Origin of the sequence: Aeromonas sp. 30P, assembly GCF_051919805.1 — a bacterium.
Lineage (GTDB): Bacteria > Pseudomonadota > Gammaproteobacteria > Enterobacterales > Aeromonadaceae > Aeromonas > Aeromonas veronii.
In genome coordinates, this window is sequence record NZ_JBQBEA010000001.1 from 3,797,241 (window position 1) to 3,810,165 (window position 12,925).

21 protein-coding genes are annotated in these 12,925 nt (G+C 54.8%); 1 reads left to right on the forward strand and 20 read right to left on the reverse strand.

Annotation, left to right across the window (positions count from 1 at the left end; translation table 11 throughout):
• Window positions 1–130: 130 nt before the first annotated feature.
• From ACTG2B_RS17645 to ACTG2B_RS17720, 16 genes are all read right to left on the reverse strand, one after another.
• Window positions 131–547, reverse strand: a complete 417-nt coding sequence (locus tag ACTG2B_RS17645; RefSeq protein ID WP_439996519.1) for a type IV toxin-antitoxin system YeeU family antitoxin — start codon at window positions 545–547, stop codon at window positions 131–133.
• A 2-nt stretch (window positions 548–549) separates the two neighbouring features.
• Window positions 550–837: a hypothetical protein gene (locus ACTG2B_RS17650; RefSeq protein WP_439996520.1), complete on the reverse strand. Its 288-nt coding sequence runs from the start codon at window positions 835–837 to the stop codon at window positions 550–552.
• A gap of 116 nt (window positions 838–953) precedes the next feature.
• Complete coding sequence (locus ACTG2B_RS17655) at window positions 954–1,250, reverse strand: hypothetical protein (protein ID WP_439996521.1); 297 nt, start codon at window positions 1,248–1,250, stop codon at window positions 954–956.
• A gap of 30 nt (window positions 1,251–1,280) precedes the next feature.
• A complete protein-coding gene (locus ACTG2B_RS17660) occupies window positions 1,281–1,622 on the reverse strand; it encodes a hypothetical protein (protein ID WP_042060659.1) in 342 nt (113 codons plus the stop codon).
• A 1-nt stretch (window position 1,623) separates the two neighbouring features.
• Window positions 1,624–2,166 carry a hypothetical protein gene (locus ACTG2B_RS17665; RefSeq protein ID WP_042060657.1) on the reverse strand — a complete coding sequence of 181 codons (543 nt, stop codon included), beginning with the start codon at window positions 2,164–2,166 and terminating at the stop codon, window positions 1,624–1,626.
• 86 nt (window positions 2,167–2,252) lie between these two features.
• Complete coding sequence (locus ACTG2B_RS17670; protein WP_042060655.1) at window positions 2,253–2,615, reverse strand: hypothetical protein; 363 nt, start codon at window positions 2,613–2,615, stop codon at window positions 2,253–2,255.
• Window positions 2,612–2,827 (reverse strand): hypothetical protein, encoded by a 216-nt coding sequence (locus ACTG2B_RS17675; RefSeq protein WP_042060653.1) that lies wholly within the window; start codon window positions 2,825–2,827, stop codon window positions 2,612–2,614. Before ACTG2B_RS17675 ends, ACTG2B_RS17670 begins: the two co-directional genes overlap by 4 nt.
• The gene (locus tag ACTG2B_RS17680; RefSeq protein ID WP_439996522.1) at window positions 2,827–3,333 is read right to left on the reverse strand and encodes a hypothetical protein; all 507 of its coding nucleotides are present in this window, start codon (window positions 3,331–3,333) and stop codon (window positions 2,827–2,829) included. Before ACTG2B_RS17680 ends, ACTG2B_RS17675 begins: the two co-directional genes overlap by 1 nt.
• Window positions 3,334–3,499: 166 nt before the next feature.
• On the reverse strand, window positions 3,500–3,838 hold the full coding sequence (locus ACTG2B_RS17685; protein WP_233716084.1) for a hypothetical protein: 339 nt from the start codon (window positions 3,836–3,838) through the stop codon (window positions 3,500–3,502).
• A 24-nt stretch (window positions 3,839–3,862) separates the two neighbouring features.
• A complete protein-coding gene (locus ACTG2B_RS17690; RefSeq protein ID WP_439996523.1) occupies window positions 3,863–4,054 on the reverse strand; it encodes a hypothetical protein in 192 nt (63 codons plus the stop codon).
• Entirely contained in the window at window positions 4,051–4,548 is a 498-nt protein-coding gene (gene radC / locus ACTG2B_RS17695; RefSeq protein ID WP_439996524.1) for a RadC family protein, read from the reverse strand. Before radC ends, ACTG2B_RS17690 begins: the two co-directional genes overlap by 4 nt.
• A 74-nt stretch (window positions 4,549–4,622) precedes the next feature.
• On the reverse strand, window positions 4,623–4,937 hold the full coding sequence (locus ACTG2B_RS17700; protein ID WP_439996525.1) for a hypothetical protein: 315 nt from the start codon (window positions 4,935–4,937) through the stop codon (window positions 4,623–4,625).
• On the reverse strand, window positions 4,912–5,340 hold the full coding sequence (locus ACTG2B_RS17705; RefSeq protein ID WP_439996526.1) for a hypothetical protein: 429 nt from the start codon (window positions 5,338–5,340) through the stop codon (window positions 4,912–4,914). Before ACTG2B_RS17705 ends, ACTG2B_RS17700 begins: the two co-directional genes overlap by 26 nt.
• A gap of 10 nt (window positions 5,341–5,350) precedes the next feature.
• The gene (locus ACTG2B_RS17710; protein WP_439996527.1) at window positions 5,351–5,776 is read right to left on the reverse strand and encodes a DUF2787 family protein; all 426 of its coding nucleotides are present in this window, start codon (window positions 5,774–5,776) and stop codon (window positions 5,351–5,353) included.
• Between the two features lie 84 nt (window positions 5,777–5,860).
• Window positions 5,861–6,307 carry a hypothetical protein gene (locus ACTG2B_RS17715; RefSeq protein WP_439996528.1) on the reverse strand — a complete coding sequence of 149 codons (447 nt, stop codon included), beginning with the start codon at window positions 6,305–6,307 and terminating at the stop codon, window positions 5,861–5,863.
• A 51-nt stretch (window positions 6,308–6,358) separates the two neighbouring features.
• Window positions 6,359–7,546, reverse strand: a complete 1,188-nt coding sequence (locus tag ACTG2B_RS17720; RefSeq protein ID WP_439996529.1) for a hypothetical protein — start codon at window positions 7,544–7,546, stop codon at window positions 6,359–6,361.
• A 147-nt stretch (window positions 7,547–7,693) separates the two neighbouring features.
• Here ACTG2B_RS17720 and ACTG2B_RS17725 point away from each other — a divergent pair, with 147 nt between their 5' ends.
• Window positions 7,694–8,038 carry a helix-turn-helix domain-containing protein gene (locus tag ACTG2B_RS17725; protein ID WP_075115759.1) on the forward strand — a complete coding sequence of 115 codons (345 nt, stop codon included), beginning with the start codon at window positions 7,694–7,696 and terminating at the stop codon, window positions 8,036–8,038.
• Here ACTG2B_RS17725 and ACTG2B_RS17730 read toward each other — a convergent pair.
• From ACTG2B_RS17730 to ACTG2B_RS17745, 4 genes are all read right to left on the reverse strand, one after another.
• Window positions 8,027–8,587 carry a lecithin retinol acyltransferase family protein gene (locus ACTG2B_RS17730; RefSeq protein ID WP_439996530.1) on the reverse strand — a complete coding sequence of 187 codons (561 nt, stop codon included), beginning with the start codon at window positions 8,585–8,587 and terminating at the stop codon, window positions 8,027–8,029. The two genes, ACTG2B_RS17725 and ACTG2B_RS17730, sit on opposite strands and share 12 nt — an antisense overlap.
• An 11-nt stretch (window positions 8,588–8,598) precedes the next feature.
• Window positions 8,599–9,540: a DUF932 domain-containing protein gene (locus ACTG2B_RS17735; protein WP_439996531.1), complete on the reverse strand. Its 942-nt coding sequence runs from the start codon at window positions 9,538–9,540 to the stop codon at window positions 8,599–8,601.
• Between the two features lie 97 nt (window positions 9,541–9,637).
• Entirely contained in the window at window positions 9,638–11,101 is a 1,464-nt protein-coding gene (locus ACTG2B_RS17740) for a DUF3883 domain-containing protein (RefSeq protein WP_439996532.1), read from the reverse strand.
• Entirely contained in the window at window positions 11,098–12,864 is a 1,767-nt protein-coding gene (locus tag ACTG2B_RS17745; RefSeq protein ID WP_439996533.1) for a sacsin N-terminal ATP-binding-like domain-containing protein, read from the reverse strand. Before ACTG2B_RS17745 ends, ACTG2B_RS17740 begins: the two co-directional genes overlap by 4 nt.
• Window positions 12,865–12,925: the final 61 nt, after the last annotated feature.

The window sequence follows — 12,925 nt, forward strand, 5'->3', positions numbered from 1 at the left end:
TGTAGCCAATCATCATCCCAAAAGAACCCAATTGAGACACAACCAAGAGCCATGCGGAGTTGCGCCCAGGCGTTACGGGAAGGCCAACTCGTGACCTTCCCAACGATTTACAATCGTGCTGATATCAGAGTTAGCTCTGACTATCCCTGACATCAGGGGTCGCCTCCATGCTCTCCGCAGAGTAAATACAGATATAGACATAGCCGTGACTACCCAGGGTATCGGCTTCGCAAGTAAAGCCGCCGTGCTGGATAGTGATGCAGTGCTGGCGTTGGGCATCCAGTTCGCCGGTCAGCAGCTTGGCTTCTAGAGCTTTGATGATCTCCGGGAAAGCCTGGTCGAGCTTGGCTATTAGCACCTCACTCCAGTCACCTATCAGACTGGCCCGAGCGGATAGAAAATCGAGTCGGTAGCGGCTCTGTATCAGACGAGCGCCAAAGCGTGGAGAGATATCACGCGGCAGGCCCCAGCTGATGCAGGAGGCTTGTGCGGGAACTTGTAACTCTGAATTGTGGGCTGCAGGGTATGCGGAATGGCTCGTGGTCATAATTAGCGATACCTCAGTTGAATGTCGATGCGGGTGCCAGGCACGTTGTGACGTTGGCGTAGTCTGGTCAGGTGCTCTGGGAGGTCGGTCAGGTTTGTCAGTCGCCCTCGGTAGAGCCGGGAGAGATTGACGTAGTCAGGATGGCTCACGGTGATGGTCACCAGATGCCCTGGCTGCCAGCGACCAAACAGGCGGGCTTTGGCCTCTTTGATGGTGGTGATGCCGGGAGCGGGTAACGTCTGCCGGTTACGCAGATGCAGTTTGTTAAGCTCGGGGGCATAGTGATGCACCTCGAGTCAGGTGATAAGACGGGTCATGTTCGGTGACTCCAATGATGCAAAGGGCCAGCCTGTGAGGGCTGGCCTTTTATGTTGTTTGTTGATGAGTGATGAGATGGTCGTGGTGGCTAGCCGTTGTAAAACAGGATGTAGTTCACACCGGCCTGCTGGGCGGCAGTGAGCAAGGGTTGCAGTGCTAGCGGGATGGCATCGAGCTCCATAGCCAGGTTCAGGGTGTACTCATAGGCGGAGTCATCCTTCACGCCGACATGCTCATGGGAGGCCATTTGCTTGACCCATTGCCATTCCGGTACCAAGTCTGCGTCATCGTAATCGCCGATGATGGAACTCATGGCGACATCCAGCATCTGCATCACCGAATGACCTGCCAGTGGGTTAGGTGTTGCAGGGAGGGTGTTGGTCATTGCATCGTTCCTTGTTGTCTGGGCTGTGCGTTACAACTGATTGATAACCGGCTTGCAATTGAGACGGTCCAGCAGGTGTAGCGAGCCGTATTGGGCTACCAGTCGGTCTATGGCCATCTGGGCGCAGGCCGTTCTGCTGGGCTTATTCTCAGGGATTGCGTAACGCGCGGTGAGCCAACCGCCGAGCAGCGCGATGCGATAGCCACTCGGGATGTGGGTGAGCGACGTCCCTATCCCCCTCCCGTGAATGAGGAAGGGCACGGCTTGGCCGCCGATGTCGATATCCATGCGCTGGCCCTTGAGCTCGAAGGTAGTGAACTCGCCGGTTTGCGGATGTTTGCCGGGCACCTTGATGGTGATGTTTTTCGCCATTTCACACCTCCGGTTTGGCTTCAAAATGGTGGGTCACAACGCCCGCCTCCGGATCGATGCTGATAAACGCCGGGGCTTGTGGGTAGTACTGGTAGAGCCGCTCCAGCTCAGCACGAAACGCCTCGACGTTTGGCGCAATCACATGGCTGGTATCCCCCTCGGCGTAGGTAAAGGTCTCCAGCTTCTCTGTGTTAATCCAGATGCCGAAATACCAGGCGTCTTCCTCGGTATCGTATTGCTGCCAGCCCTGGGCCAGCAGCGTGCGGTCGTAGTAGTAACGGTCCGCTTGATGGCTGCCTCGGTCGATGCGGCAACCCGTCACGGTGAGCTCAAACTGGATACGGCCAGTCTTGTGAGCCTTCTTGACCCGGCGCAGCAGCTTGAGGGCCTTGGCTCTGCTACGGCCATTACCTAGCTGGTGTGGTTGTCTGGCCCGCAATGCCAGGTGGGTCATTATCTTCGGCGCGGTGTTGTGGTTGAGCTGACCAATAGCGGCGGTGAGCTGCTGAGCGGTCAGGGTGTTGTAATCACGTAAGTCATGCATGGTTGGGGCTTCCTTCAAATGCAAACAGCCCCTCGGCGTGAGGGGCTGTATGGGGTCTTGGGTGTGCTGGTGGCAGTGGTTCAGGTTCAGGTGTGACTACTCCAATCCGGCTTGTCATTACTGCCGTGGTTGACGTAGGCACCCACAATGGTGCGTCGCCACTCCCCAACGGGATAGCCGAGGTCGTTGCACTCACGCTCCCACCACGCAAAGTTAATTTCGCGGGGCAGGTTGTCCACCATGTCCAGTGGACTCACGAACAGCGAGGTCTTGTGCATCGTTGGCACGGGCTTGATCTTGTCGGGGCCAGTGCGCTTGCCGGTCTCGTCATAGTCGTGCGCCCACTTTGGGAAGGTGAGCTGATAGGTAATGAGCCGATGCAAATCGCCATGTGCGCTCATTGCCTGAGCGACGGCGACCTGAGTGAAGCTATCGTTGAACTCGATCATGGGTGTTTCTCCATTTCCGCTGATGTGCGGTAAGCCGCTGCCAGCAGCGCAAACTGTTCGACCAGATAACTGATACTGATGCCCAGTTCATCGCTCACTGCATCCCCCAAACGCTGATGCAAGTGTGCCATGTCATCGGCGATACGCTGGGCTATATGGGCAGTTGAGCGCGGAGGTGAGCTTGTCACTGTCAGAATGATGGAAAGGTTCATCACATCTCTCCCCAGGGGGCTTGCTCCCACAGTGACAGCCGGGTCAGCACGTCTTGCGCCAGCGCTTGCTGAAACTGCTGTATTACCTTGACCAACCGAGGGGCCTGCTCAGGACTCCCACTCCATTCGCTTGACTGGTACAGGGCGCAGCAGGTGAATTTGTAGAGGGCAACCAGCTCGCTATCGGTGAGCGGTCCCTGGTGGTAACGGTGGGCAGGTTTAATCTGTCCCTGCTTGGTCAAGCAGCGCTGGCGTAGTTCCTTAAGCTCCTGTTGACGCCCTAGCTGATAGCGATGCCAGACAGCCCGCCGATTGGCGAGCATCATCAGCCGTACCAGCCGGTCTACCCGCCACGTCCAGATACTGGTGACATCCATTGGTGAATTCCACCAGAGGGAGCGCAGCAGCTCAAGGGTGTAGTGCGGTGGCATGGGGGCATTGCAAAAGCGGTGTAACTGTACGGCAAAGGTAAGGTAGTCCTTGCGATCGATCATGAAGGCAGACATGGGGTGACTCCTTGAAATGCAAAAGGCCACCTGCAGTGAGGTGGCCTTGTGGGTTGTGTCGGGATATCCGGATCATGGTGTGGGACCTGATGATCCTGGTTTGATGATCCGGGTGATCGGGTGGAAACGTGATCGGCATGCATGTTATTCGGCGATCGACGGTTCGTTATTGGTGATCCTGGAGTGTGTCGGGGAGAGCCGCATCAAACAGGATGGTGTAGAGCGCACAATCAATGCCGTTAACGGCGTCGTGGTGCGGGTAATAGGGTGGTGCGTCTCGGGATCGCTCGAAGTAGTCGCCAAAGCAACTGAGGCACTCGCGGATCTCGATGGTGGAGCCCTGCAGCAAGGTCTCTTCAAACTGCCTGGCATAGGCCTCGTCATCATGGGCCTTGGCGACGGCCTTCTCCAGCAACTCCTGCGCCCCTTCGTTGCTGGTGGCTGCCAGGCCATGGCGCAGCTTCTCGAGGGTTTCCACCAGGGAATAAGGATTAGGTAATCGCATGGCGTTTGTTCCTTCTTGGCGCGACTAATGGCGTAGCTGATGCAGCAGTGAATCAATGGCCTCGATACACTCAGCTTGGGTGAGCTGGTAGCCGTTGGGCAGATGAGCGACGATAGCAGGCTCGGCCTGCATCTGAACGTTGTCTTCAAGCCAGCAGCGCAGCTCGAGGAGGATGTCGAGGGCGGTGAGGTGTGACTTACCTGGGGTTAGAGTCATAGCTGACCTCGCTCAGCCAGCGAGGCCACGCCTTCGGCACCAACCACCAGATGGTCGAGCAATCGCACATCGACCAGCGCCAAGGCCTCTTTGAGGGCCTGGGTAAAGACCCGGTCAGAGTGACTGGGTTCTGGGTCACCACTGGGGTGATTGTGGACCGCAATGATGGCCCCGGAATTGAGTAACAAGGCCCTTTTGACCACCTCCCGTGGGTAGATACTGGCGCTGTCGAGGGTGCCGCGAAACAGCTCCTCAAAGGCCAGTACACGATGTTGGGAGTCGAGGAACAGTGCCCCGAACACTTCGTGCTCCCGGCCCTGCAGCAGGGTCTGCAGCCGCTCAGCGGCCTCTGTGGTACTGGTGATGGCGGAGCCTTTGGCCAGACGCTTGCGAGCAATCTGATTGGCGATACGCAACAGGTCTTGCTCGGTCACCGGCTCGGTGACGACATACGTGCCGGGGCATTCCCCGGCTTTCAGCTTGTGGTAATGCATGTGGGGTTCTCCAAATAAACAAAACCCCGGCACGCATGGAGCATGTCGGGGTTAAAGGTAGAGCGGTTGTTGGTTCACTTTGAGGGTAGTTCAGCTGGCCGTTGTGGGGCCTGCGTGGCTACGGATTCACTCTTCACTGGCATCAGCGGTTCTGGGATCAGCATGGTGAGCGGGATAGCGAGCGCAACGCTCAGCCGTTCTGCCAGCTCATAGGCAGGGCCTATAGTGTCGTAGTCTGCCACCCAAGTGGCCAGCGCCAACCCGCTGCTCTCCACGGCCCGCAGGTAGACGCTGTAGCCCTGAACCGTCAGGCTACTGTCACGTACCACCTGCGTCTCGCCATCTCGATTAATCGCTTCAAGCTCAACGGCTATCGGTTGTTTGGGCATCGAGTGCTTCCTCTTGGGGTAAGGGGTCACTCTCCACACGATAACCGTGATGAATGCAGGCACGCTGCAGGTCGCTCAGAAAGCGCCCCAGTACTCGGGGCTGCTCAGTGAGTGGCACCGGTCCAGCCTGACAGCGCCAGAAACAGCGACGCGTGGGGTCCACACAGATTTCATCCACGTGCTGGCTCATGGTGCTCCAATCCTCGGCATTGGTGAGGGAGAGCAGTTGCCACTGCACCCCAGACCAGCGCAGGTGCAGCGTAACGGTACGGGCATGGGGGCTATCAGGAGTGAGGTGTAGCAACCAGCGCTGGCCACGGTGGCGCGGTTGTATCTTGGCCTTGGCGGCGACCAGCCCCAGCCACTGACGTGAATAGTGGGAGAGCGGCTGTTCGTTAGTCATCACACACCTCCTAATCCCCGCTGACCGTGACGGTGAAGTACGCCATCCGGCAGTAGGCAACAAAGTTGGTCTGCCACAGGGTGAATAACTCATGGGCCTCTGAGCGCTGAATTGGCCCCCATCCTTGCAAATAGTGTTCGTCATCCAGGAAATTGAAATCGAGCTCCTTGCAGAGCTCGGCATCCTGACCCACTCCCTGATAGCTGAAGTTGGTGACGTAATCGAACAGCCAGCCATCGAGCCCACGGATCAGGCGTATCTCGACGGGGTGAGCCCCTCCCTGCTCGGGGCTATAGGTGGGACTGCGAAAGTGGAAGGTGAGTTGGGTCAGGCGCTCGAGGTTGAGGCCAATATGGGCGACCTCCTGATTGAGCAACGCGAGCAGCGCTTGGGTAACGGGCAGGGCAAAGCCATCCCGGAAAAAGGGAATAGTCATAAGCGTTCCTTGTCATATCCAATACAGCGAGGGAGGCGTTAGCCTCCCTCTGGGTGTGGTTGCAATGGTTGGTGCGACTCGGCGTCACGGTGTGCCAAAGTCCGGTGATGACCCAGGCGCAATACAGTTGTTATCTGGCGAGCCAATGGCTGGCAGTACCTCTGCAAGGTGGCTGGTGGGCAAATCGATGGGCGGATTTGACGGCAGCAATAGCGCCACTGAGGTTGCGTTGCGAAGTGCCTCCCAGAACGTGGTGAAGTCTCCTTGTCGGTAAGGGGCATCATAGTGTTGTCCGTCCACCAGCAAGGCAAACTGACGTTTGCTGTCGCTGCCATAATCACGACCGTTCATCGTCGCCAACATGGTGAGCGGCGCATCATCCCGGCAGATGATGGTAAGCAGCGTGATGCCTGCGAAGGTGACGGTGTAATTGGCCTGCGTACCCGGCCCCCAACTGCGAGACCAGCCATTTCCCTCTGCCCCGACACCACTGGTGGCAAGCGCCACCAGCAGCGCGATAACTCGGTTCATTGTGGTTACCTTTTAAAAATAACAGGGAGGCTGTTGCCTCCCAGGGTTGGGTTATTGGTCAAACGACAGCGTCTGCTCGCCACCGAGTGTGGTCACCGTGACCTCAAGGGGGTTGCAGTCCTCCGGCAGCAGAGAGAGCGTTACTTTGCCGCCAAAGCCCATCCGAAATGGCAGCTTGGCTTTCGGATCGATCGTGCAACTGCCCCGGTTGATCTTGAGGTCGGTGATCACCATCCGGTTACTGCGGCTGGTGATATCGAGCAGGTACTTGTTCCAGGTTGTTTTGCGGTAGTAGGGGTTGATGCGCTTACGAAGGTGTACATCCCCATCCTTCAGCGGCTCGATGTTGGCGAGATCATCATCGAGCACCGCCGCGTTATGCTGCGCTGCGGTCAGACAAGGAAAACCTGAAGAACCAAGCGCTGGTAAGGTGCTGGCTATCCCCTCGGTGGGCAGTGGCACATGCTGGCCATCACGTCGGTAGATGGCCAGTTGCTTGGCATTGCGCAGTGCGTCCCAGAGAGTATTGAAGTCGTTCTCCAGCGATGCTCTGGCATCGAACTGCTTGCCATCGACCATCAAGTCGAAGTTGTTACGCAGTGGGTTGGTGCCGAAATTATCGAGTCCCAGCGCAAGACTCATTTCAACCGGTTTACCAGGGGCACAGGTGATCGAGAGGGCTTTGTATCCGGTCTCGGCCTGTACGGAATAGCTGTATCCCTTGCTAGCATCCCCAGAGCTGCGCCAGATACCTTTGGCTGGTTGCGGCTTCTCTGACTCGGGTTTCTCTTTGGCTCGGCAGAAATAGCCCGATGAACCGACGGCAGGCAACGCAGCAGCGAGTCCCGTGGTGGGCACTGGGACGATGCCTTGCTCTTCCTCATCTTCAGTAAAAATCGCCAACTGCTTGGCTGCACGAAGCGCTTCCCAAAAGGCTGGGAAATCCTCACCGAGACGACGAATACCATCGTATCGCTTGCCATCAATAATCAACCCGAATGCCTTGTCGCCATAGTGGCCATACTGGGTATAACCCACCGTAGCAATGAGCTCGGCGGTCGCGCTGGGGTCACAGGTGAGGGTCAGGCTAACCTCCTCCTTCCCTGAGTTGTCCTCTACCCGGTAGTTGTATCCCGGAAAGGGTTTGCCCTTGCTGACTTGCCACACTCCCTCTTGGGCAGGTGCAGCATGGGCCTGAATAGCTGCCAGCATGGCAAGCAGTAACAGTGACTTTTTCATATTTGTTTCCTTGTTATTTGTTTCGAGCAATCCAACTTAAAACGTCCACACCCAACCGAATACGACCATAAAAGGCGATCCTCATCTTTTTGAGTCCTTCATGTCAATGGCTCTAGCTATCAACCTTTCCGTTGGTTTGGAGGACGTATGACAAAGATCAATCAAAAGGTGTTAGCCAAGCTGGTGGGTAAAGCGATTGCTCACCAACGCCAACTGCGTGGATTGACCCAGGAGGCGGTGGCTGAACGGTTAGAGATAGGGATAGAAGCGGTATCGCGAATGGAGCGCGGGGTCGTGGTCCCCACCATTGTGCGATTGGCTGAACTGGCTCACATATTTGACTGTGAGCTGGTGGACTTGCTGCGTGAAACCAGCCCCCGTCCTCAGGAGCAGGCCATCATCCTCAGCCAGCAGTTGGCAGCGCTGAGTAATGATGACCGGCAACTGGTGATGGAGATGATGACGACGCTGATTGGCCGGTTAGTCCGTTAACCAATCCCACAGTTTGTGAACACCGTAAGCCGCGACCACTCCCACGGCTACAGGTGCCCAGGCAGGCGCGCTCCCAAGCGCAACCAGGGAGGCCGCCGTGGACGTCGCTGCGGTGCTACTGACATAGGCGCCAGTCAGCCCGGCTCCTGCCGTGGAGGCGAGCTTGCCGACCGAGGTTTTCACCACCTGAGAAGCGATTACCGTTTGGGCTGCACGGGTGACCTGCGGTGAGTGATGCCGGTCTTCAATACACCACTGCACAAAGTGCTCACAGTTGTTGAACAGCAGGTTGTAGCTGCGTTCCCCCAAACGACGGCGGGCACGATTGACCGCCTCTTCCCGGCTGAAGTAACGATGGGGGTGCTGCTGGACCCGGACGTCATTTCCCTGGGAAAACTGGCTGAGCCTGGAGCGGACAATCTGGCAAGCATCGTGTCCCGAGAAGGGGCCCTGGTAGTGGATCACCATATTGTTACCCACGTAGATCCCGTGGTGCTCATAACCGATACGCGGGGAGATAAGGTGGTCGCCATAGTTCAATGCGGACATGATGCTCTCTCCTACTGCAGCAAGGTGGTGGCTTGTGCCAGGGCACGGGATTTGAGTTGAGCGCCTTGACCAAACCAGGCTGAATCCAGCCGATGATCCTGGCTGCGGGTACGGCGATGGTGATCGACATACTCGGTCACTGCATTGACCAATCCCCATGCAGTGTTGTGCGAACTGGCCAACTCAGCCCCCATTCCTGCCCCTTGATAGAGCTCATGCAAACGCTGCACAGCTCGAGTGAGCACAATGCTCTCTTCATCTAAAGGCTGAGCCAGCAGGTCACTGAAAAAGCGCAGTGCCTCTTGAGGTGCCACTGGACGTTGGCTGAGCGCTTTAGCATGCAGACCGAAATGGTCCCACTGGCTTACCCCCAGCCCCAGCGCCTGTTTCACTGCTACAGCGTCAAACTGGGTTGAGTGGGGCACCTTGATGGCGGCGGACTGGTTACCTACTGCTACCTGAAGGGTGTTGTTGCAGACTACCCGCACCGAGGTGAATTGCGCCGTGGTACAGAGCGTCCCATCACAGCTGGTCGCCAGCAGCAGATAGGACTTCACCAGATCACCGCCTTTGAGCATCAGATCCTGGCCTGTCTTGGCCAAGGCCCAGAGTTTGCGACCACCTTTCAGTGAGCCTGCGGTCTCCAGCTCGAAACCGCCCGCTTCCACCAAATCTTGATAGAAGTGCAGCACCTCATGGGGCTGTACCACGTTGTAGCGTTGTGAGACCACCGACAGTGGTGCCAGAGTATCGGAGCGGTAGAGCACTTTGCTGTCGGGGTAGGTGTGCAGGTCAGGCGAGCCCTGATACAGCACATCGCTTTGTTCGATGGTCCAGTCCATCCCGGCAGCTTGTAGCCAGACATCCAGGGACTGTTGTGGGGGTAAGACATTGCCGAGGCCATGCCAGGGGGTTTGGCCAGTGTAGGCCATGGAATCAATCAAATGAGCCATAGAGATCTCCAATGAAAAGGGACTGCCGAAGCAGTCCCTGAGGTAGGTTCATGGAGATAACATATGTCTGAGATTTGGTTCGTTTGAGCCTGGAGCTCTACGCTGTCGCGGGTCGGCGTTGATGTGGGCTATCTTGTGGGAATGAAATTGATTGTGCTATTTCACGCCAGCCATGATCGAAGGTAAATGTTTTGGCATGTGCAACAGGGTTTTGGATCTTTAGCAACCTAGCCTTATCTGGATCATTAGTATATTCAACTACATATAACCAATATGCATCACCCTTCTCTCGAGCATGATTAAATTGTGTGTGTGATAGTCCAACGGGACGATCTTCTAGAGCACCGGTCATTGACTTAACTTCAATCCATCGTACTGTGTGACCACTGATGTCAGCCTCGAAGAGGTCAAAACCAGGGTTACCTTCAGGTGTGCGCGAAAGACCTGGTTCAAGGTCCATGATAAGGTCGATTGCATGTTTCTCGATCTGCATTCTCTTTATCTGATCTGGATCATTTGGGTCTTTGTCATCTTCGTTGGGGTGTGTACCTATGTAGGAAATGAATGGTCGCCCCCCAGAGTACCCAGGAGTCCTCTTTCCCTGACCAAGGTTGTTGGCACTGCCTGTAGACGTAGTGTAACCACTAGGTCCGCTACCATGTTGACCCCCTGTGCCGTAGTAACCATTTCCACTACTTCCTGCATTCGTGCCCAAAGCGTCACCGTTGTGAGGATCTTTCTCGCTATCGCCCATATTGTCACTGGACGGCTCGTCGACTTCTGGCTCTGGATGGGACGGTTGCTCTGGCCTTGGAGCCGCACTTAATCTAGATGCCAATTCTGCAACGATAGCCGGGTTGCTTCGTATCAGGTCGAGAATAGCCGGATCAATGCCAGCTGCTTTGGCAAGCTGATCGATAATCGGGGGCTTAAATGCGATCTTGCTCTCAAGGAATTGGTTGGGTTTCCAACCGAGAGTATCAAACATCACTGATCCCGGTGGTACAAGCCTGCCATCTGTGCTTGGTATCCAAGCGATTTGATTGAGCATCTTAATAAAAAGAGCATCGAATTTAGCTGCCTTTGTTTCATGAAAGTAGCCCCACTTATAGATGCCGAAGAAGGAAGAATTGCTACGTACCTCCAGATCAACCAAAGCTTCCCACAAAACCTTCACTCTGGTGATTACTTCCTCGGGTTTCAGTGTCGGCAATAACTCCAGTAACGAATCCAATCCACGAAGAGTGAAATCTTCTGGTGTGTTTTCCCAACTTGCACGCTCAAGGCCTGCTTCTTTGCGAATATGAGCCTTCTCTGAAGGCTCAAGCACAGAAGGCACTTTTTGCGGTATGAGGTAGCGACTTGCACCACATGACACTAGAAGGTTACGGATGTCCTCACCGTGGAGGCAGTCGTATTCATCATCGACGATCAAAATGCCTGGCACATCTGCAAATAGCTGCTGAAGACGCTCGGTAGCGATGTAGGTCTCTCTAGGCTTAGCGAGGTAGGTTTTGCTATCATCAGTGTCAACCACCATAACAAAGTGGGTATCACTCAAGACTGTGCGAGTTTTTCCTTCTGCATTGTTGAATCGGTTTTGAATGCTGCAAGTATGCGTTCAATATCGGCAGCATAGGCTTTGTCATCTATATCGACGGGAGCTCGCTGATACTTTGGTAAGATGTTCCATATGACATCATCCACAGGGTCTGGTTCGGTGATGCCAAGCGAAATTAGGAAGGCACGAGCCTCAGGTGTCGCACACACTGCATAGTCTATTGTCGGGAAACTGGTAGCAATGGCACTTGGTAGGAATGCCTTGGCTTTTCCGTTTTCCCGAACGACGACATGTTCGCCATTATCGAGACGGATAAGTGGAACATTATCCAAGTGGCGATGCAGTGCTTTCTCTTGGCGGCTCAGGAATTCGTAAAGTCGTAACATCCACTCATCAGATTGAGTTTCAAGGAACGATTTGGTAAGGCTCTGAATGAGCTTGACTGGTGTGATCTCGTCTATATCGAGTTCTCGCATCAGGTACTGGCGAATCTCTGGAGCTTTGTCTTGAGTTATATCGTCAGATAGCCAAGCGGTAAACTCTGTACTGAACAGTGCGGCAACCTGTGTAGGACTGAAAAGCTTACGCATCTCTTGTGTACGCGCTAGCTTAGTCTGATAGGCTGTAACATACCTGCTTTCGAAGGCTGGAAGCAGTTCTTGTTCCTGAAATGCCTGCCGGACAGAATCAAACATCGGAGCGAACCGCGAATCCTTCGGGAATTTTCCGCGATCAAGTGGTAGGCAACGTAGTGCTGAGGTATTCAACATTGCTTTGTCCCGCATCCAGATCATGGCTTCAACCAGAAGACTGGATGTTTCTTTAACCAGATGCTGATTCCATGGTTCACCAGGCGGAATGTTGTCGCGGCTTGGCGTGGTACGGTAAGGCCCTTGAACAAGAAAACCTAAATGACTCTCAACAACGGTCGGGAAGAATACCACTAGCGGTGACTTTGCCAGGGGTTGTACCATCCAGCGACCAGGTGACTCCTTTATCGCAATTAGCGAGAAAGCAATTTCCACTCGTCCGGTCTTCTGCCGCTTGGCAGAAAATACATCCCGGTGGAAAACTAGCCAGTGTTGCTCAACCTCTGGGGACCCATCCTCTTGGCCGATCACCCTGATCCGCTGAACATTTGGTCCTAACAACTCAGGGCTATTGCGCAGATAAAATCCGGAAGCGCCACCTTCTATGTTCCAGCTTATTTCGTCAATGTGGCGGAGAAAGAGTAGTGCACTTGGGTTTAAGCGGCGGAATCCAGCAGTGATCTCTTGTATTACCCTTACATCGCCAGCTCTAAGAGGCAAAATGATCTGCGTTTCATCCGCAGCTCGGTTAGATCTCTCTAATTGCTTGGGGAAGACATAGTCCTCAATGAAAAAATCTTCATCACCAGAGTGAATTTCCGGAAAATCCGTGACCGTGTAGACAGATTTGAAGCCTAGACCAAAGCGGCCGATAGAGGCCTCATTCTTGGTGCTTTCTGCGATATCACAAACGCTACGAACGTCAGCCTCGTCAAATGGCTTGCCGAAGTGAGAAAGTCTCAGGTTGGTTGGAGTTAGGTTGAATGAAACTTTACGATTTCCATGCCACTCATCACGCCGACCAAGAGCATCCTCGGCATTCTGCAGTAATTCAAAGATGAAGTGCGTACGGTCGTCATATAATTCGGCGGCTAGCTTGCCAGATTTTTGAGCTCCTTTGGTACCATAGCTCTCTCTGTTTTCTTTACAAATAGCTTCATAATTCGATGTCACAACCCCTCCGAATAACCACTGTAGTGGTCAACTAAATCCGGACACTTGGTTAGGCCTAGCC

What these genes read in the sequence shown, in the direction of transcription:
- ACTG2B_RS17645 (WP_439996519.1), bottom strand. Translation starts at nt 547, where the DNA reads ATGACCACGAGCCATTCCGCATACCCTGCAGCCCACAATTCAGAGTTA.
- ACTG2B_RS17655 (WP_439996521.1), bottom strand. Translation starts at nt 1,250, where the DNA reads ATGACCAACACCCTCCCTGCAACACCTAACCCACTGGCAGGTCATTCG.
- ACTG2B_RS17660 (WP_042060659.1), bottom strand. Translation starts at nt 1,622, where the DNA reads ATGGCGAAAAACATCACCATCAAGGTGCCCGGCAAACATCCGCAAACC.
- ACTG2B_RS17665 (WP_042060657.1), bottom strand. Translation starts at nt 2,166, where the DNA reads ATGCATGACTTACGTGATTACAACACCCTGACCGCTCAGCAGCTCACC.
- ACTG2B_RS17670 (WP_042060655.1), bottom strand. Translation starts at nt 2,615, where the DNA reads ATGATCGAGTTCAACGATAGCTTCACTCAGGTCGCCGTCGCTCAGGCA.
- ACTG2B_RS17675 (WP_042060653.1), bottom strand. Translation starts at nt 2,827, where the DNA reads ATGAACCTTTCCATCATTCTGACAGTGACAAGCTCACCTCCGCGCTCA.
- ACTG2B_RS17680 (WP_439996522.1), bottom strand. Translation starts at nt 3,333, where the DNA reads ATGTCTGCCTTCATGATCGATCGCAAGGACTACCTTACCTTTGCCGTA.
- ACTG2B_RS17685 (WP_233716084.1), bottom strand. Translation starts at nt 3,838, where the DNA reads ATGCGATTACCTAATCCTTATTCCCTGGTGGAAACCCTCGAGAAGCTG.
- ACTG2B_RS17690 (WP_439996523.1), bottom strand. Translation starts at nt 4,054, where the DNA reads ATGACTCTAACCCCAGGTAAGTCACACCTCACCGCCCTCGACATCCTC.
- radC (WP_439996524.1), bottom strand. Translation starts at nt 4,548, where the DNA reads ATGCATTACCACAAGCTGAAAGCCGGGGAATGCCCCGGCACGTATGTC.
- ACTG2B_RS17700 (WP_439996525.1), bottom strand. Translation starts at nt 4,937, where the DNA reads ATGCCCAAACAACCGATAGCCGTTGAGCTTGAAGCGATTAATCGAGAT.
- ACTG2B_RS17705 (WP_439996526.1), bottom strand. Translation starts at nt 5,340, where the DNA reads ATGACTAACGAACAGCCGCTCTCCCACTATTCACGTCAGTGGCTGGGG.
- ACTG2B_RS17710 (WP_439996527.1), bottom strand. Translation starts at nt 5,776, where the DNA reads ATGACTATTCCCTTTTTCCGGGATGGCTTTGCCCTGCCCGTTACCCAA.
- ACTG2B_RS17715 (WP_439996528.1), bottom strand. Translation starts at nt 6,307, where the DNA reads ATGAACCGAGTTATCGCGCTGCTGGTGGCGCTTGCCACCAGTGGTGTC.
- ACTG2B_RS17720 (WP_439996529.1), bottom strand. Translation starts at nt 7,546, where the DNA reads ATGAAAAAGTCACTGTTACTGCTTGCCATGCTGGCAGCTATTCAGGCC.
- ACTG2B_RS17725 (WP_075115759.1), top strand. Translation starts at nt 7,694, where the DNA reads ATGACAAAGATCAATCAAAAGGTGTTAGCCAAGCTGGTGGGTAAAGCG.
- ACTG2B_RS17730 (WP_439996530.1), bottom strand. Translation starts at nt 8,587, where the DNA reads ATGTCCGCATTGAACTATGGCGACCACCTTATCTCCCCGCGTATCGGT.
- ACTG2B_RS17735 (WP_439996531.1), bottom strand. Translation starts at nt 9,540, where the DNA reads ATGGCTCATTTGATTGATTCCATGGCCTACACTGGCCAAACCCCCTGG.